The sequence below is a fragment of the Aquibium pacificum genome (assembly GCF_040839445.1).
Lineage (GTDB): Bacteria > Pseudomonadota > Alphaproteobacteria > Rhizobiales > Rhizobiaceae > Aquibium > Aquibium pacificus.
This window is the reverse complement of sequence record NZ_JBDPGJ010000004.1, coordinates 784,958-802,806: the sequence shown is the minus strand read 5'-3', so window position 1 is coordinate 802,806 and position 17,849 is coordinate 784,958. Positions and strand designations below refer to the sequence as shown.

14 protein-coding genes are annotated in these 17,849 nt (G+C 54.5%); 9 read left to right on the top strand and 5 right to left on the bottom strand.

Features of this window, described 5'->3' with window-relative positions:
* Together ABGN05_RS20415 and ABGN05_RS20410 are read left to right on the top strand one after the other, a co-directional pair.
* Window positions 1-606 (top strand): hypothetical protein (locus tag ABGN05_RS20415; protein WP_367955871.1); only part of this gene is annotated, 606 nt, incomplete at its 5' end.
* 16 nt (window positions 607-622) lie between these two features.
* The gene (locus ABGN05_RS20410) at window positions 623-2,101 is read left to right on the top strand and encodes a hypothetical protein (RefSeq protein ID WP_367955870.1); all 1,479 of its coding nucleotides are present in this window, start codon (window positions 623-625) and stop codon (window positions 2,099-2,101) included.
* Between the two features lie 426 nt (window positions 2,102-2,527).
* Here the strand turns inward: ABGN05_RS20410 and ABGN05_RS20405 are convergent, their stop codons facing one another.
* Window positions 2,528-5,644, bottom strand: a complete 3,117-nt coding sequence (locus ABGN05_RS20405) for a metallophosphoesterase (protein WP_367955869.1) — start codon at window positions 5,642-5,644, stop codon at window positions 2,528-2,530.
* Window positions 5,645-6,394: 750 nt separating this feature from the next.
* Window positions 6,395-7,123, bottom strand: a complete 729-nt coding sequence (locus ABGN05_RS20400; RefSeq protein ID WP_367955868.1) for an SOS response-associated peptidase — start codon at window positions 7,121-7,123, stop codon at window positions 6,395-6,397.
* Window positions 7,124-7,399: 276 nt separating this feature from the next.
* On the opposite strand from ABGN05_RS20400, the gene ABGN05_RS20395 reads away from it, so the two are divergent.
* The 5 genes from ABGN05_RS20395 (at window position 7,400) to ABGN05_RS20375 (ending at window position 9,971) form a co-directional block, all read left to right on the top strand.
* Complete coding sequence (locus ABGN05_RS20395) at window positions 7,400-7,645, top strand: helix-turn-helix domain-containing protein (protein WP_367955867.1); 246 nt, start codon at window positions 7,400-7,402, stop codon at window positions 7,643-7,645.
* The gene (locus ABGN05_RS20390; RefSeq protein ID WP_367955866.1) at window positions 7,642-8,406 is read left to right on the top strand and encodes a hypothetical protein; all 765 of its coding nucleotides are present in this window, start codon (window positions 7,642-7,644) and stop codon (window positions 8,404-8,406) included. Before ABGN05_RS20395 ends, ABGN05_RS20390 begins: the two co-directional genes overlap by 4 nt.
* A gap of 173 nt (window positions 8,407-8,579) precedes the next feature.
* Window positions 8,580-8,765 carry a hypothetical protein gene (locus ABGN05_RS20385; RefSeq protein WP_367955865.1) on the top strand — a complete coding sequence of 62 codons (186 nt, stop codon included), beginning with the start codon at window positions 8,580-8,582 and terminating at the stop codon, window positions 8,763-8,765.
* A complete protein-coding gene (locus tag ABGN05_RS20380) occupies window positions 8,758-9,054 on the top strand; it encodes a hypothetical protein (protein WP_367955864.1) in 297 nt (98 codons plus the stop codon). The genes ABGN05_RS20385 and ABGN05_RS20380 overlap by 8 nt, the downstream gene beginning before the upstream one ends.
* Window positions 9,051-9,971 carry a hypothetical protein gene (locus ABGN05_RS20375; protein WP_367955863.1) on the top strand — a complete coding sequence of 307 codons (921 nt, stop codon included), beginning with the start codon at window positions 9,051-9,053 and terminating at the stop codon, window positions 9,969-9,971. Before ABGN05_RS20380 ends, ABGN05_RS20375 begins: the two co-directional genes overlap by 4 nt.
* 199 nt (window positions 9,972-10,170) lie before the next feature.
* Here the strand turns inward: ABGN05_RS20375 and ABGN05_RS20370 are convergent, their stop codons facing one another.
* On the bottom strand, window positions 10,171-10,965 hold the full coding sequence (locus ABGN05_RS20370) for a DUF3102 domain-containing protein (RefSeq protein WP_367955862.1): 795 nt from the start codon (window positions 10,963-10,965) through the stop codon (window positions 10,171-10,173).
* A 390-nt stretch (window positions 10,966-11,355) separates the two neighbouring features.
* A complete protein-coding gene (locus ABGN05_RS20365) occupies window positions 11,356-12,612 on the bottom strand; it encodes an aminopeptidase (RefSeq protein WP_367955861.1) in 1,257 nt (418 codons plus the stop codon).
* A gap of 430 nt (window positions 12,613-13,042) precedes the next feature.
* On the opposite strand from ABGN05_RS20365, the gene ABGN05_RS20360 reads away from it, so the two are divergent.
* Window positions 13,043-14,026: a hypothetical protein gene (locus ABGN05_RS20360; protein WP_367955860.1), complete on the top strand. Its 984-nt coding sequence runs from the start codon at window positions 13,043-13,045 to the stop codon at window positions 14,024-14,026.
* 4 nt (window positions 14,027-14,030) lie between these two features.
* Window positions 14,031-16,133 carry a caspase family protein gene (locus tag ABGN05_RS20355; protein ID WP_367955859.1) on the top strand — a complete coding sequence of 701 codons (2,103 nt, stop codon included), beginning with the start codon at window positions 14,031-14,033 and terminating at the stop codon, window positions 16,131-16,133.
* Window positions 16,134-16,479: 346 nt separating this feature from the next.
* Here the strand turns inward: ABGN05_RS20355 and ABGN05_RS20350 are convergent, their stop codons facing one another.
* Window positions 16,480-17,634, bottom strand: a complete 1,155-nt coding sequence (locus ABGN05_RS20350; RefSeq protein ID WP_367955858.1) for a tyrosine-type recombinase/integrase — start codon at window positions 17,632-17,634, stop codon at window positions 16,480-16,482.
* Window positions 17,635-17,849: the final 215 nt, after the last annotated feature.

Below are 17,849 nucleotides of genomic sequence, written 5' to 3'. Positions count from 1 at the left end.
TGTCCGAAAACGGCCAGAAGCACGCCGGAATGGCCCCGATCCGATCAGGGTGCCGAAAAACACGCGCTCAGAGCGGCAGTCGCGGTATCGACCGCCCAAATCATCCGGTTGTTGCGGGTGTCCAGCTATATTGGTGTCATGTTCGCCATTGTGGTAGCTATATACGAATATAAGAATAATGTCGACCAGTCAAAGATCAGTCAATCCGTTGCTCTACTTTCTGCCTTTACCGATCCAGACGTTCTCGAACATCGGCGTGCTATTGAGCTGCCTTGGTTGAATTATGACTTAAGAAAGATATCTGAGTACAATTCCAATGCTGAAGCTATCGACGCTATTGCGAAAGAGATTGTAGACGCTTCTATTGAAACTGAATACTCTCTGATATATGTAATTGATCGATTAGATATAATAGGTCGCTGTATAAAAACACATGTATGCGATGGTCGTGTCGTAAGCGATCAAATTGGCGACTATGTGGAGAATCTCATCTGTCTGTATGGGGCCGAAATAGAAGCGCTCCGCGTTGAGAGGTTGCTACCTACTTTAGGGGATGGCCTCGTGACAATCGCTGCGAGCAATAGGTGCGCGAGTTTTTTAGATTAAGCTCAGCGAGATTAACATGTCTGGTAAACCGCAGAATCGCAAGCGACCTTTTAATATCCTGACCGTGTTCACATTCTGTATTATAGGGATGTCGACCGAGTTGTCGGCAGCTGAAGTAAAGTGTTCGGCTGAAGAAATTTTTATTGATGTGCCCTTATACGTTCCAGAGTGGGTAAATATTATTCAGGTACATGGACCTATCAGGGAGGGTGATTTCGAACAGATTCGAGACGTACTTGGTGAACCAACCGCACACTTTACTAATTGCGAGTTTGCTAACGCTAGACCAGGCTTCGTGGTGGAATTAAATAGTCAGGGCGGAGATCTCCTCGAAGCTCTCAAGATAGGCTCTTACCTACGACGTAAAGGCGCTGGTACGTATATTCCGCCAAGTGGTGAATGTCTCTCGAGCTGTGCGGTAATATTCATGGGCGGATCGCGGCATACGGGCGATGCCACATTCGTACCAAGCCGAACGCTTCACTATTCAGGCAAGCTCGGTTTTCATTCACCCTTCACAGATGCAAGCGAACTGTCGGGACTACCTAGCAAAAATCTGGAATACGTAGTGGTGAACGCATACGAAGCTGCAATTAATATCGCGGCAAAGATAATTGTCTATGCGCTGCAGACGGAGTGGAGCAGCGGCTTAGTTCAGCGTATGTTAGATACGCCAAAATCCGATCTCTTCGTAATCGATACTGTTGATAAGGTGGGTAGATGGGGAATATCTGTATATGGATTGCCGGCGATTGAAAAACCGTCGGAGGAAGATCTTTATGTAGCGTGTAAGAATTTCGGATTTTGGGGTGCCGATTCTAGGCGGACTGTGGACGAAGCTGACGACCTCATCGCCGGTGATATCTTGGAGTTTCATTATCCCGAAGGGATGGAATCAACGCTCACATTCTTGCACAGAGAATTGTCTGATGGGGGGCATACGATATTTAGGTTTACGAGTGAATTTGATGGACCGGAGTGCGTCTTTACAATATCCGATCATGGCGTTTCGAGCGACAGTTTTCCGTTTAGTTCTCTATCTGTCGTCCCTGGATACAATACACTTATTGATGCCTACTCTATGCTGGAGAGACGGAAAACGGGCAAGGTCGATAATTCAGAATACATAAGATTTCTTGACGGCAAATGGATTCATAATGGAAGTATCATGAAATTCTATATCTCTGAGGGATCTATTGGTGTAAATGATGTTTCCATCACATACTATGAGCCCAAACCGCAACTTCGGCATTTACCGGCAGGAACAGTCCTGTTTTCAGGGCGCATACACGGCACAAGAATGGTAGGCAATGCGAAGATTTTTAATCGTAAATGCGGTCCAATTGAATATCTGGTGCAAGGGGACATTTTTGGGGCTGATAGAGATCGAGTCGTTTTGAGCGGGTCCGCGCCTAAAAGAGGCGGTGATTGTAAAATACGGGAATGGGTGTCCACGGGTCCTAATACGAATTTAGTATTCGAACGTCTGCGGTAGTATTGTTTCATATCTGGAGCAGAATCTCTGTATACTACGGCGAGACCAACGGCAGCGAAATCAATTGTCTTATGAGTAGCGAGGGTCCGCCGATCCGCAAACACCCTTGAAACGCTTACGACGGCCCAGCACGTCGTGGCGGCGGTAGCGACTTGAACCAGGGTCGTCGTGCGTACCCTGGTTCGGCGAAGGCACCTCTAAGGCAGCTGTTGGCTTTTCCCTCTGGAAGTTGAGTTCGGTCATCGCAAACGAGCGCCATACGACGACACGGACTGACGTTGCCCCCGGGAGCGCCCTCGGTTTGAACTGGACTCCTTCGAAAGGAGACGGAGAGGAAGAAGAGCCGGTTCACGGAAGACCAGATCATTGGCCGCCACTGAGCAAAGGCGACAACGCGTCCGCAAGGTCCATTGACTACCTTTCTGCTTATTGTTTAGGGCCGCCCTTGATTAGACGACCGATATACGCGTTGAAACCGATCCGGTCGCTGTATGTCTGCCGAAGACGCGTTTTATGACGTTCAATCGAATCTGTGTCGCTATTTGCGGGCGGCTTCAACTGTATTGCCACGTCGACCAGCTGATCTACCGCTCGTGCTTCTAAATCGCGCTCTAGAGGTACAAGCGTCATCGCATCCAGATAAAGACGAACCAGTATCTCTCGGACAACCAAGCTATCCGCCTCATTTGAAATATCCGGTATGAAACTCAATGCCTCCGAAAGATCCGCCTCGACATTCTGCGCGAACAATGCCGCTTTGACGAATTCATCCTCCTCAACTGACCTGAGCTGGACCGCCGCGTTATAGAAGCTCGGGCTGCCGGCCCAAGTCCCGAAATTTTTGAATAGACTATATATCATTCCTCTTAGAATAAGGTAGAATCGATTTTCTTTGACCGACAATTCGCCTATATAATCAGCTTTTAGCGTAGATCCGCGAAATGTTACCTCTCCTCCGTCCGCAAGATGTTGCGCGATAACAGGCAGCGCGTGCAGGCTTGTAAGAAGGACGCTGCGGAGGCGTTTGAAAATTTCTATCCGTTCAGCCTGGTCTAGTGTCCGTGTAACTCCAAGGATAGAAGCGCCAAGCTGCAGAAACACAGCTCCCCGCTCCTCTATCGCGAAACGTACGCGTTTCGTGCGTCCTACTGGGCTGGGATCGTCAAACTTTAGAGACGTCGGTTCATCAGCAGCTTGAAGCTGCCCCAGCATATCGACGAGTTCATCCTGAAGCGGAAGAACGCTGCCAGGCCGAGCCCCCGCAATCGCCGCAGTTGAGCTATCTCGGATCGCGTCCAGTAAGGGCGCAACCTCAGCCACAAAATCGTCGATAAGTGATAAAATCTGCTCAATGCGGGGTTTGTCACTCGGATTCTGCGCAACATAGTATTCGGCAACCGACGGGTAGATCATCAGACCGTCTGTCGACATAATGTATGACCGAAACTTTTCATCTTTGCCCATGTGCTTCGCAAGGAAATAATCTTCGATGCTCAGCATCATAAAGCCATACCCAAACTCATACTCTCGCAGCACAAAGCTCGTCGTAAGGATCTGGAGAACGACGTCCGCATCGAATCTTTTCCTCTGGATACCCTTCCGTTCGACAAAATCTTGAACGAGAACGTAGAAGTCGGCCTTCGAAATGTAAGGCTCCGAGCGCTCCATCAGTCGGTAAGCGACCTGGCCAATGAAGGTTTCCAGCATTTCCATATCGACCGGCTGATAGGGAAGCGCGTCCTTGTGAGCACCCCGAATGCGCTCAGAAAGTAGGTTTTCAATTAGAAGGTATCTGTTGAGCGGCTCAACGGACGCGTCGGTTAGAAACACGTCCACCATGCTTTTCACATAAAATATAGTTCGCGGGGCACGGAGGTTGTTTATCGAGCGGAACACTTGCTCCACTACCGCGCGAGGACGTTCTACCGATCGCCCGCTTTCGTGATTCTCAATTAACTTAATTACGGTTGGGAGCGTGGTCTCGCTGAGCTGATAATAAGTTATGCGCTCACGCGGAAATGATGCCGGCGCTCTAGAGGGCATGAAGCGTTGGTCCCCTCGCGTAACAACGGTCCATCGCACCAATGGGTATATTGAAAAATATGAATGAAAACTTGAGAGCGCGGCAGATAAATTGGGGTCAAAATTATCGAAATAAATTTCTACCTTACCCAGGGTCAGCGCATACGCAGCCTGACTTCTTGTGAGGTTCAGAGCCGTTAACTGCTTGATTACAGCGTCTTCCAAATCGTGCCCGGCTTCAATGACGCGATAGTCGAGAACAATTGGGACAGAGCGGCCTTTTTTGCTCTCTCCCCTGGCTGCTCTGGCGCTCAGGTAGTGCACCAGAGAACTCTTTCCGCTTAGTTCTTCTCCACTGATCACACGGTTGTTCGGATCGGATTCAACTGCAGCCATCGTGGTACGCCGTCCGCTGAACTGATCGACAGGGAAGTGAGAAATGTCTGGTGGCACAAAAGATGTTAGACCACGGCCGGTCGCGAGGCGCAGTTCCTTTTCGCTGATGGCGGACGCGCCTTCCACTGCGGCATCTAGAACTGCGGGGTCGTAAAAAGCTTCAGATCGCTCGAAGAAGCTCTTAGACTTGCTCGGAGCAACTTTTGTAGTCGCAGGCGAGGTCAATTCAAACCGCCCCAAGCGGGTTTGATAGGCGTAATGACGAACAGCAGCGCTATCTGAATGTGGCAACCAGGCGACCGCTACTTGGTAAGGGACGCCGACCTCGACTGACGCGCCAGCCTGGATCGTAACGAACGCCCCTTTAGCGGTCTCAGTCTGTTCAAGGCCGCGGTCGTGGATGTGGCCAGTAAGCACCCGGCAATGCCGGGTCGAGAGAAACTCCTTAAGATCGTTCGCGCAGTTGTCGGCATACCATGACAGCGGGTGATGAGTAAGAACAACCGAGTTTCTTGGTATCTTTGCAATATGATTGGCGAGCTCGGATCCGAGAACAAACAATTCGCCTTTGTCGCCGTATCCCTGACGACTGTAACATCCAGCCAATCCGTTAAAACATACTATTGGAACTCCGTTGAACTCGTACCGCGCTATCCGCGGTTCGGCAGGCGTTATCGACCTATAGCCGTTCGCTGCGACGAAAGAAAAGAAGCGGCTTAGCTTAGAATTGAGGTCTCTATTGACGTCGTCTTCGCAAATACCGCTCTGGGCATACTGCCCCTGCTTCAGACGTTCGTGTTCGACCACAGCATTGCGATCTAAATCGTGGTTGCCGGGCACAATAAAAACTCGATCCGGAGGAACGTTAAGTAGTGCCTGCAATGGCTGCAAAAATTCTGTCTGCAACGCCTCAAAATCGGAAACTTGGTCCGGCTCAGGTGTGCCACCCGATTGAACAAGATCACCGGTGAAGAAGATGCATGCGTCGGGGCTTAGTGTTCCATCGTCGCGCAGATCTTGCGCAAGTTGGAGTATCGCGCGCGCAGCAGCAAGCGCATTATCGCGGAGTTGGCCCGAGGGGCTACCAGTGAAATGTAGGTCGCTAATGTGAAAGACGTTGAGCATCTGAGAATCCCGGCCACCGTTGAACCTCGCGCAGCGCGACAGATGTTTCAAGGCGCAAGTTATCGAGATTGTCACAGGCGATGCTGTCCGCCTTAAGCGCTGCCTGGACATCTGGCGCGCCACACGTCCCGCGCGCAGGAGTATGGATCGCGCGGATGCTATGTGTAAGGTCGATGTCGCGGTCGCACGTGTCGAAGCCCGCCTGCCACGCCAGGCGTAGTAGCTACGGGAAGACTTTGAAGACGCCGGCCATGGTCCGGATTTGGAAGACGGTCTGGTGAGCGCACATAGGCAGGAAAACCCACTGGGGTGCGCGTGCGCCTTGCTCTCTTGCGCAACCCGGTTCGGTGCCTTTGGCAGGATATCCCGCTCCTGACGCAAGCGGTACTTCACGCAGCGTAGACTGACCAGGTCCTAGCGCTCGGCCGTTCTGAGGCCAGCTGTGTGCTTGCCGGCTTCGCGGTCGGCCTACTCATCCGATTGCGCAGTCGCCTCGAACTCTCGCAGAGGATGTCTGCTAACGGGCAATGTAAAGGGCGAGCACAGCGACCGGAATGAGGCGCATTGTTGCTGTTCCAAGGTCCTTGCACCACCTTGCTATCGCATTGTCGGCTCGGTTCTCTGCACAATCTGGAGAGCTCTCGCCCCTAGCCAACCGTCATCCACAGGGTGAATATGCATGCCAATGCCGTCCACATCCCCACGAAGAATGCTCGGCGGCTTGTACGCGAGAAGAAGCCCGGCGGTTCGTCAGGCTGCATCCGCGTTCTCGGGCTTCTGGACCATTGTCAGCATGTGATCGGGCAGCGGGCGTTGTAGAGCCTTCGCCTCTTCCCACGGGGCGCGCATCCAAACGTCCATCTCTTCGGCTGTTGTGAGGATGACGGGCATCGCCTTTGGATGGATCGGTGCAACGATTGAGTTTGGTTCGCACGTGAGAAAGGCGAAGATATCCGCACTGACTCTTCCCTCCTTCGCTTTGCGCACGCCGTTCCAGTGCGTCCAGATTCCGGCGAAAACGAAGAGCGGACAGGTCTCTTCCAATGCGAACCAGAAGAGCGGCAGGCGGCCAGTCTCGGGATCGCGTTCTTTCCCATACTCCGAAAACGACGTTGCCGGCACGAGACATCGACTCTCGACGCTTTGCCACGGACGCCAGTGCTTCGAGCTTAGGTTCCGCACGTTGGTGGTGCCTAGATCTGGCTCGTTCCGCAGCAGTTCCTGGAAGTCGACGACCTTGCCCTTCTGTTCGAGCTTGGCGGCGCGTTTCGACGTGGCATCAAAGATGGCCTTTTGGGACGAGGGCATTCCCCATCGCGCCCGTACAAGCTCGCGGCCGGAAGAACCGTTTCGAACAATCGGGGCTGGATAGTCTGGATAGATGTTGCCCGGCTGAAGATTGCCAGCGTCGTTGATCATCGCCCGCGTGAACTCGAGGATCGCCTGAGGTCCCTTGGTGACGTTGTAGAGGTTGCACATTGCACCATGGTGGAGCCCGTTTGGTACGAAATCAAGTGATCGACGGGGTGCAAAGATACCCACCGGTCGTCAACCCGTTCACCAAAAGAGGAAATAGAGGCGACCTATTACGGCGCCTATACTGTGGCATTGAGAAATATCAAATAGCTTACTTTGGATTCTACTATTTTCTTGTTACACCAATGCGCGCTTTCACTTGCGAAAATTTGCTTTGATTGTTGAATTGAATGTCACATTAATATAAATGTCATCGCGACGTTAAAGCGAGGGGCAGCGATGAATATTTCTGCTGATATTGAACGTATTCGCGATGCAACAATAGCCTATTCAGCCAAATCCTCTCTATATAGTCTGTCCCAGAAATCGGGCATCAGTTATGCTTCGCTAACACTTTTCGTGAAGCGTCCAAGCGTAACTATCGCAAACACAACCATCGAGAAACTCCTGCCAATCGTGATGCCTGGTTTCAGCTACGGGTTGTTTCCGATTGCCACAGGCGAACGCACTTCAGGAGAACAATGATGATCGACAAGATTGGCAACATGCTGAGCGGGTTTATCAATACATCCGAAGCGCATCGCAAGCCGAAGGTTGAACGACCTGTGGAACGCGTCGTGGACGAGGAATTCAACGAGCGTGACCGTATCGCTCGAAATCAGGAAGCCACGTTGGCGAAGGTGCGCAAGGTCCTCAAAGCGTGGAGCGACCCCGACGCCGTGCTCGCGCAGAAGACCGGAGTGTCAGTTTCGACGCTCGACGCCTTCCGGTCGGGGCGCGCAACCCTGCCGCATCTCGACGCCCGGAAACTCGTGCCGATCCTCTTCGCGAACATGCACGTGGATGCGCGCTGGGAACTTCGCGCTGGCCCGGACCCGCTCAACCCCGAGTTCGGCAACATCAATCGAGTTGTCGAGGTCGGGGCGCCGGTCGAGCCTGCGAAACCGAAAATCGCACCGGAGATCGCGCCGGTGAAGGCGACGAAGATCAACAAGAACGCTCCGTCACTCTCGAAACACGAAGCCATCGAGGTTTTCAATCTCCTGCGGGGCAGCTACGACCCGACGCCCTTACGCGCCATTCGGGATGGTCTCCGCCAGCGCATCGAGTGGGGCGAGCTGAGCGGCTTGCACGTAACCGATCGGCTCGACGCCATCGTGAAGATCCTTTTCGACAATCGAGTTCTGTTCAACGCACCGGACCCGGCGAGACCCAATGTCGGACTTGTCCGCGTCGAACGCGACGGTCTCGATTGGCTGCACAACCAAGCCAGCAAGAATTACTGACTAATCGCGTTCCTGAGGTGCCAGCGTTCAGTTTCGACCTTATGCCATGAAAGGATGGTTCCAATGAGAGAAGCTTTTGTTCGCAACATCTGCGCTCCGATGACAGGCCGCGAACTCTTCTGGATGATCATGACCGTCACCTTCATGCTCTGCGCAATCTGATCGATATCGCGATGATCAGTTTCGATGAAGCGCTGCGCGTGTTCGGGAACGTAGCCACAGAGAGGGCGGATCAGCGGCCGGTGAGCGAATTCCTGCGGTTGCAGCGTGAGCAGGCGGAGAAAGGTGCGCGGGTCATGTCGGAGGCGTTCGGCGACGGTTGGGAGCGGGGTTTGGTGCAGGTGCCGGATCATGAATGACATGCAGCATCTGGCGAATGAGGCGGCGCGTGTTGCCAATCTGACCTCGAAGTACAGGGATGGAGTGGGGCCACTGTTTCTCAACATGGTCAGCGCATTCGCTCATGTGCTGGCTCGATTCCCGGTCGAGGATGGTCCGACAATCGGGGTGAATATCGAGGCCAACTTGCTGACGGTCTCATTCGAGAGTGATCGCCGGCCGGAGGTGTTTCGGGTTTCGCGGGGTTCGGGTGAGGAGTTGGTGATCGAACGGGTTTCGGTCGGCGAAGGATCGGAGGTGCGGCAGTGACAATGCAGGTATGGGATGCCGTCCTGCAGCGGGATCAGACGCCGACCGACAGCTTGCTTATGCGGAAGTGGAAACGGCCGACCTTTGTTTTGGACTACGTCGCCAACGGTACCGGTCGCAGATCGCGAGCCATCGGAAACAAGGCTTCGGACGTCGACATCTTCGTGAGCGGGTTGCGCGATATCAAGATGGCGTACCTGACGCTCCTGATGGGCGGGAGAGTGGTCGAGGGCGGGCCGAACGAGATGTGGTGTTCGCCGCTGCTGTACGAACTTCGGGATGATGGGCGGTGGCTCTATGTGGATAATCTGTTGGAGTTGATGCCAACGGGCGGCATGGATCATGGGTTCGGTCGCATGCTGGTCGAGGAGATGCTGATCAACAAGCGCGTAAGCGGTTCGACAGGTTCGGTCCTGATCAATCGCGCGATCAAGAAGCCGAAGAATGGTCTTCACAATTTGCCACAGCAGAGTGCGGACGATTGGACGGTCGGCGAGGTCCGCGAGATCATGGGCGGGATACTGAAATCGTGGCGCCGGAATCAGTGGGAGCCAGGTCGACCCCTGTGGCTACGTCATGAGGTTGTCGAGCGCGGGTATGGGGAACAGGTGTTCGAAGGGGTCGAATACTCGCTGCCGGTCTTGTTTCGCAATGAGTATCGGGAGGCTGTGGAGTACGGGCCTGACCGGATGCGGGGGACGTACGAGAGCGTGGTCGAGATCGCGCGTGCCAATATCCCGTTGGATCAGCGGTATCAGGCGGTCGAACTTGTTGTGGAGGGTGCGGGGTTCAAAGGGCGCGGGTGGCTGAAAGGGTTTGGCTGGGACGTGGAGTCGATTGCTCGCATCTTGCGGGGGTGGCGCCCCGGCACTCGTGTATCGACCACGCCCACGACAGGACCGGATGATCAAGCTTAGCGGGGATCTTGAAGGGTTGCGGGTCGAAAGGGATTCGATCTTCGATCCTGTCGAACATGCCGCGTACCCCTCGTCCTTGCGTGTGACAGAGCGACATTGCGCGTCTGCCTTGCGGTGTGTCAAGCGAGGCGCACGCACGGTTTAGAGGACGGACAGAGCGGGATCGGCACGATATGGGCACCGACCCCTCAAGGCCGGGTCATTGGACGGCGGTTGCATCGGGTTCGGGTACCGTCTCTGATAACTCCCCTTTTGGTATTAGGTGACCGTAGCCCAAAGCCGTTAAACACTTGCGCCCTTCCTCCCGGTAGTGCGGTTCTAACTTCTCAAGAAGTGCGAGGAGCCTTTCCACTTGCTCCTTAATGAACTGTTGTGCAGCAGTTCGCTTTCGACTTATACTTTGTTCGACGACTGGTTCGACGTGTTCCTGAGTTTCACCGGCATCGGGCTGAGGTGGCGCGATTTGCTCGGACGGTTTGGGGGCGGTCTCGACCTTGCCTGATATCGTCGCTGAGTTCGTTTTGGCGGCGGCAGACATCCTCTTGCCTTTCGACTTGGCGGACTTCGACTTCGCAACCGGCCGCGACTTTTTGTGGGCTGCAATCAGACTGACGACGTTGTCATAGGATGGCGCTTTGCCGTCCTTCGTGAACTTCGCGACAATCGCTTCTAGAGCTTCCTCGGTGCAGCTGTCCGTGCCGATTTTTGCGAGGGCCGAGGCTCTGAAAAGCGTGAAATCCACGCCCTTCTTTTCAAGCCCATCCGCGGCGCGAGACATCTTCATGTAATCTTCAAGGGTGCGTTTTGGTCGCTTCAAGTAATCCTCGCACCACTGCTCGAACTGGCCATGTGGAACAACCTCCTTTTTGACCCTCCTAAGTTCCTTGCCGATCTCCACTTTGTTCACATTGAGACCCTGGAAAAGCTTCTCGATCTTGGCGATATCGGCTGTGTAGTCCGGAGCAGCCCCTTGCTTCGTGTCAGTCGTGTTCATCTCGTTTCCTTTCATGCGTGAAGTTAAACAAGCTCTAGACTGCATTGTTGCTACAGTTTTCAAGCAATGTTCGATGCACGAGAGAGTTAGTGCTTATTGAAGCGTGAGCAAATAGGATAACCCCGAATTAACTGAAGTTGGTCGAAGCAACCCGAATCTCTTCGTCAATACAGAGGCTTATGCGGCTAGGAAGGATGTCCTATTCCCGTTAGAGTTGCTCGCATACCCGATGCCACAAGGCGGGGTGGTAGCGACGCAATCGCGGATCGCTGGCAATCCAGTTTGGGAAGGTGCCGACGTGAGGGGCTAAGGCCGTGACGTGTTCCGCCCGGGCATCGAACTGGGAGGTTATTAGGTTCCTGCGGGCAACGCTTTCGCCCGGTCCCTTCGCTACGCCCACTCACCCTTGCGCATCACCGGCTCGCTCGACCCGTCGGCGGCGATCCCGTCGACGTCGATCTGGCCCGAGCCGATCATCCAGTCGATGTGGATGAAGCTCTTGTTGCCGCCGGCGGTCGCGATCTGGTCGGGCGTCATGGTGGCGCCGTCGCGGAAGCACTTCGAGTAGCACTGGCCGAGCGCGATGTGGCTCGCTGCGTTCTCGTCGAACAGGGTGTTGTAGAACAGGAGCCCGCTCTGCGAGATTGGCGAGGAATGCGGCACCAGCGCCACCTCGCCCAGTCGCCGTGCGCCCTCGTCCGTGTCGAGCACCTTTTCCAGCACGTCCTGTCCGCGCGCCGCCTTCGCCTCCACGATGCGCCCGGCCTCGAAGCGCACCTCGATGCCGTCGATCAGCGTGCCCTGGTAGGAGAGCGGCTTGGTACTGACCACGCGCCCGTCCACCCGGCGCGCATGCGGGGTGGTGAACACCTCTTCGGTCGGGATGTTGGGGTTGCAGGTGATGCCGTTCTTGGCCGTCGAGGCGCCGCCGTGCCACTCGTGGCCGTCGGCAAGCCCCACAGTCAGGTCCGTGCCCGGCCCGGTGAAGCGCAGCGCGGAAAAATTCTTGCCGTTCAGCCATACGGTGCGCGTGCGCAGTGCCGCATTGTGCGCGGCCCAGGCGGAAACCGGATCGTCGCCTTCGACGCGCGAGGCGGCGAAGATGGCCGCGGCGAGCTTGGCCACCGCCACGTCCTCTTCGTCGCCGGGGAAGACGACCTTCGCCCAGGAAGGGTTCGGGTAGGACACGATGTTCCAGTTGATATCAAACCCTGCGATCTTCTCCAGCGCCGGCTGGTAAGCCATCGAATTCGCCTTGTTGGCGCGCGACACCTTGGCCGGGTCCTGGCCCGAGAGCAGCATCGGGTTGTCGCCCGCGATCGCCAGCCGCGCGGCGTTGCCGGCAAAGGCCTTGCCCATGCCCTCGTAGAGCCAGCCGGCGGCGCGGTCGAAACTCTCCTCCGAGGCGTGGCGGAAGCGCGCGAGCGTCACCTCCTCGTCAGCGAGGAAGGGCGTCACCAGCCCGGCGCCGGCCTTGTAGGCATGCTCGGCGATCCGGCGCACCAGCGGAAGCGATGCCACAGGCGCGGTCATGACGAGGTCCTGTCCCGGCTGGAGTTGCAGGCCGACCTTGACGGCCACTTCGGCCAGCCGGTCGAGCTTGATCGGATCGATCGAGGCGGAGATTGCGCGCGGGTGGGATGTCATTCCTGTTCTCACAATTCCGTAACAATTCGCGCGGAACACATAGGGCCTCATTGCGAGAGTTTCCACCGGCATTTGGCGAGGTAGCTATGAATGGACCTCTGTCCGACGGTCCGAAGTTCGCGGATGGGCGGGAGTGAAACGGTGTGCTTCAAGCTGTAGCCGCTCAGCTCTGCACATACCTCGCTAAGATACTCTTGTAGCGACGCACTCTCGAGACCGGCAGATCTAGCTAGATTTCCTTGCACCAAGAGGCAAAATAGCACTCGCAACCAAATTCAGACGCAAGTCGCTCTTCCAAATACACCAGCCAGCGTGGATGTGATAATTCCTCCTAAGGTGGCATGTACGAGTTAGTCAAATCACTATCTATTGCGTACGATTGACTCAATCAAACATTCTGCTAAGTTCACCTTGTTCAGAGGAGGACAACATGTTTCCACGCTTCCTTTCGATGTTTTTTGGCATCGCCTGTTCTGTAATAATCTGCAGTACCGCCTGGGCACAGACACCACCGGCGGACTCATTTAATAGGTATATCTTAAGGGCTGTCAAACATCTACAGTCGACTTATCCTAGCAAAGGGTATGATATTAACAGAGCTTATTCGCACAAAATAGCCTACAACGGAGACTCTATTAATCCGACTAATCCGCCACGCACCATGTGTGTGGCCGCAGTCGCTGAAGCTATTATTTATGCCATCAAGTTTTATGTTGAAGAAACGGGCGACAAGAGCGTGTATGAGTTCCTGCCAGCCTCCACCTGGAACAGCATGCGGCCACGTGACCTGCGATCTCATATATGGGTCGACGGTCGTCTTGATGCCTACGGGACCGCAGATGCGCTAGTCACATTCGGAATTGGTAAGCGCGTGAGATTTTCTGAACTTACCCCCGGTTCCTTTCTTAACATCAATCGCAATAGGCCTGGAAAAAAGCCGACAGGGCATGCGGTCATCTTCCTTGCGTATCTCGACGCCAAAGGGAATGAACTGACGACATATAGCGATGCCGCAGTTGGTTTTAAGTATTGGTCCGCTCAAGGGAATGGGACTACCGGCGATTCTGGCTATGCTTATAGATATGCCTTTCTGAACAAATTACCGAATCAAACAGGTTATTGCCCGCAGTTGCCGGGTGGCAAGAAAGTCGACTGCTGGATTCTTAACTCGAAGAGTTCGAAGTATTTGAACATGGGCTATATGCTTCATCCGTCAAAGTGGAATCGCGCCGTTCGGGATGAGAACTTGGAGCTTATCAAGCGCGGGCTATACGAGCAAACTCGATCACGGAGCCCTCTTGGGATCCCCGAACTAGATCCAGAGATCAGCTATGCTGACTTCGACGCCTATCTCGAAGAGAATGATACTATGAAGTTGAATGAGATATTTCCTGACGATGCGAGCACGGAATAACTAAATGCGCTTTGAGACAGCTTATCTCGTCCGTCTTTTCGCAATCATATGTCTTCTATTTGCTCCAACCGCCGCAATCGCGCTTGAGCCCCATGAACAGACGCCAGCTGGTGCGGTTCAGGTTGAGTTGGTCGATGCTGACTCCAAGGGACGTGATTTTCAGTTTTACCATGGGAGTTACGCGCTCCTATTAGGACAATCTGAATATCGCTTCTTACGTAAGCTTCCCGAAGTTCGTCGTGAAATGGCGCAGCTGAGGACCACCTTGGAACAGCATGGGTTTAGCGTCCAGGTATACTACGACCTCACTGCCTCGGAGATTAGGCATGCGCTCCGATCCTTCTTTTCTGAATATGGCTTCAATCCACAGTCGCGTCTCTTAGTCTACTTCGCTGGGCACGGCATCACACGACGCGTGCACACCCGAACGTACAATGAACAGATGGTCCTAAGCCGCACTGGGTACTTACTACCGGTGGACGTTCCAAAACTAACCGATGAGAACCTCGATGAAGAAGTGATTAGGCACGGCGTTCGCTTGAGTGAATTTGTCGAGTGGGCTCAGGCAATTGAGGTAAAACATTCTCTGTTTGTATTTGACAGTTGCTTCTCTGGTTCTATTTTCAACTCACGGGGTGAAGAAATCGCGGACAGCAAGCCGCTGCCAAAAGATTATATCTTTAGTGATCACGTTAATTTGCCAGTACGCGAGTTTTTTGCCGCGGGCACCGAGGAACAAGAAGTTCCCGCGCAGAGTAAGTTCCTACAACTCTTCAGTCAGGCACTCCTTGGTGCGAGGCCAGCCGCTGATTCAAACCGGGACGGCTATTTGACGGGTAGGGAACTTGGTGCCTTTCTAGTGGGAATGGTCCCTCAGGAAAATCCGCGACAGACCCCGACTATTGGACGGTTATATGATAACTTACTCGATCGCGGGGAGATTTTGTTTAAGCTGCCCGCTGAAGCGATTAATGTTGCGAGTTCAGTAGCGAGATCCAGCTCCCAGTTAGCCTTGAGGCCTCTATTCGTCGGAGCGGTTGAAGATGGAGGTCGGGGTGGAGCACTTGCACAACAGTACGAACTTGAGATTTATGAGAACTTCGGCTCGCAAGGATGCGCTGATACTTGCCCGAAAGAATTTACGGAGAAAAAGCTTGTACTCAGCATACCAAAATCACTTCCATCGAATGCTGAGCTTGCCGATGTGAGACTTAGCTGCAGTGGAAGTTGCGGCGCCTCCGATTACCTTGTGACTGTACCTCCGAAGCTTTCTGCAACCAGGCGCGGGGCGGAAGCGGTCGTCCAAGCCGGGGGCAAAGCTTCGACTTGGCGCTTGTCCGCAAGGGTGCTTGTGCCGGTTGTTTCGGATGAGACCGCGACGGTTATCGACATCTCTGATAGTTCAGTGAAGTCTGTCGCGGTGGAAGCGCTACAAACGGTCGCCTTGGCTACGCCCCCGAGCATTACGAATTCACCGAAGGCGGAAAAGGAATCATCAACCCTTCCCGATCCAGATTTGCTTGCTGCCCTGCTTTTTGAAGCCGAGGGGGGGAATACAACGTTGCGGCGGCAGGCCCGACTGAAACTGGCGAAATTGGTATCTACGTACGGTGACCTAGCTACTGAACTCATTCGCGGTATACCTTCCGGGTCATATCGCTACAAGCTAGCGGTGGCTGAGGCCCTCGCGCGGTCAGAGACAGGTTGGACTGCGATGGACTCTATATCGCGGAATATTCTTCAGTCTGAGCATGACTTGGTGAAGGATAAGACGCTTCGATTAGCGATCGTAGATGCCCTCGCGAATCTCAATGCATTTGCTTACTATGAGATGTCTGAGATTGGTAATCCGACTCCGGCGGGGCAGCTCAGACCCGCTTCAACCAAAGAGGCACCGTTCGCGGCGGCATCAGAGCTCAAGAAGGGAGATAAACTGTACGCGATCAGTGCAGTGAATCTCCGCGTTGGACCAACCGCCGCATCCGGTACGCTTGGAACCGTCGGCAGTGGAGAGTGTTTGACAGTTTTGTCGGAGACACTACTCAATCCGCAGAATGAAAAGACTACTCTCGGTGGATGGCTCATGGTGCGTAGGGGCTGCATCTGACGGTCATATAGTATTGCCGATTGTTCGAGGTTCAAGTCTTTAGTGATTTAACTTTCGATCTCCAATCTCGAGTTCGGACGCGCATATGCGCCTGAACGGATGGCGGCAAGAAGCCTCGCTGGCGGCCAACTGGGCTGCGAATCGGGCTTTGGCCAAGGAGTATCAGCATTCCAGTATAGCCCTGCCGAGAGCGGGCCGGTCAATCTAGATTGCAATAGTGGACCACATATAGTTCCAGAAAGCGACGGCTTTTCAGGGGAGCATCTGTGGCTTTGGAGCGACAGAGATTGGTCGGCTGCTACCGGTGGACGATTGTATCATATGTATTCCTCTAGCGAATGGGCTTTCAACTCGCCGGACTGGCTTTGATGTATTCCGCCCAGGCGTCAATGATCGAGCGGCGTTCATCGAGCATGTCGGTGCGCAAGTAGGCTCGCGACACCTTCGAACCGACGAGATGCCCGAGACACATATCGACTACGTGCAATGCATTCCCCTGCTTCAACGCCCAATCGGCAAACGATGATCGGAACCCGTGAACGGTGAAATCCTTCGCCCCGGTGAAGTCCATCGTCTGCGCGAAGATGCGGTGCGATAGAGGCGACTTGCCGTCACGACCGGGGAACACGAGATCGTCCGGCCCCGAGTCGGGGTTGATCGCGCGCATGGCATCGAGGATGACACGTGCGGGGGCGGACAGCGGCGCTCTGAACGCTTTGCGCGCCTTGTAGCGTTCAGCCTCGATTTCAATGTGATCGTCTCGGACTTCGCGCCAACGCAACAGGCGCGTCTCGGCTTGCCGCAGGCCTATCAAGATCGTGAATTGCAGGGCGCGGGACGCGAACGTACGGCGTTCCAAGAGCCGCTTGTAGTACGCGGGCACGTCAGCGAAGGGCATCGCCGCGTGGTGTTCCGTTGGCGTTTGCTTCTGAGGTAACAGGAGGGCGATATGCCCTTTAAAGCGTGCGGGGTTCGGACCCTCGGCGCGATAGCCGCTCACCGTGGCATAATTCAAGATGCGTTCGATCGCACTGCGCACATAGGCCCCAGTCGGAGTGCCCCAAAGTGGCTTGAGTGTCGCGACCACGTGCGGCGTCTCGATCTTGTCGACAGTCATGGCATTCAGAGCGCCGAGGTGTTTTGCGATGAATGACCGATAGCGTTCGGTGACGTTCGGCGTCCAGTTCGGGGCGTTCGCGTCGACGAATTTCAGAGCCATCACTTCGAATGTCGGCGGGTTTGCGCGCTTGCGTTCGTCCAGAGGATCTAAGCCACGGGCAATCTGTTCACGTGCAACAGATGCGAACTCCCTAGCCAGTGCGAGCGAAACAGTCGGGTACGAACCAAGACCCATATTTCGACGGCGCTTTTCGCGCTGGTAGATGAACACCCATGAGCGGGCGTCGCCCTGCACCCGCAGGAATAAGCCTGATCCGTCCCCGTGCAGCCCAGTCTTTGCTGCCCTCACCTGCTTGTCGGTCAGCTTGTTCAACCGGCCCATCTACGTCTTCCCGTCATAGTTGTAAATGTATGAAAACATACAACACGAAACACCCACCCGCAAGGCGCTTTCATACATTTGGTGTATGTTGCTCGATGTTGGTCGATGTTGTTCGATGTTGAACGGACTTTGCCTGCGCGCCGGTAACCCCTTCTTAGTGAACGCCTTTCCTGTTGCCCGATGTTGCTCACTGTGGATTGCCGCTGCCATAGTTC

Excerpts from the sequence above, each read along its gene's own strand:
- ABGN05_RS20410 (WP_367955870.1), top strand. The coding sequence starts at position 623 with ATGTCTGGTAAACCGCAGAATCGCAAGCGACCTTTTAATATCCTGACC.
- ABGN05_RS20405 (WP_367955869.1), bottom strand. The coding sequence starts at position 5,644 with ATGCTCAACGTCTTTCACATTAGCGACCTACATTTCACTGGTAGCCCC.
- ABGN05_RS20400 (WP_367955868.1), bottom strand. The coding sequence starts at position 7,123 with ATGTGCAACCTCTACAACGTCACCAAGGGACCTCAGGCGATCCTCGAG.
- ABGN05_RS20395 (WP_367955867.1), top strand. The coding sequence starts at position 7,400 with ATGAATATTTCTGCTGATATTGAACGTATTCGCGATGCAACAATAGCC.
- ABGN05_RS20390 (WP_367955866.1), top strand. The coding sequence starts at position 7,642 with ATGATGATCGACAAGATTGGCAACATGCTGAGCGGGTTTATCAATACA.
- ABGN05_RS20385 (WP_367955865.1), top strand. The coding sequence starts at position 8,580 with ATGATCAGTTTCGATGAAGCGCTGCGCGTGTTCGGGAACGTAGCCACA.
- ABGN05_RS20380 (WP_367955864.1), top strand. The coding sequence starts at position 8,758 with ATGAATGACATGCAGCATCTGGCGAATGAGGCGGCGCGTGTTGCCAAT.
- ABGN05_RS20370 (WP_367955862.1), bottom strand. The coding sequence starts at position 10,965 with ATGAACACGACTGACACGAAGCAAGGGGCTGCTCCGGACTACACAGCC.
- ABGN05_RS20365 (WP_367955861.1), bottom strand. The coding sequence starts at position 12,612 with ATGACATCCCACCCGCGCGCAATCTCCGCCTCGATCGATCCGATCAAG.
- ABGN05_RS20360 (WP_367955860.1), top strand. The coding sequence starts at position 13,043 with ATGTTTCCACGCTTCCTTTCGATGTTTTTTGGCATCGCCTGTTCTGTA.
- ABGN05_RS20355 (WP_367955859.1), top strand. The coding sequence starts at position 14,031 with ATGCGCTTTGAGACAGCTTATCTCGTCCGTCTTTTCGCAATCATATGT.
- ABGN05_RS20350 (WP_367955858.1), bottom strand. The coding sequence starts at position 17,634 with ATGGGCCGGTTGAACAAGCTGACCGACAAGCAGGTGAGGGCAGCAAAG.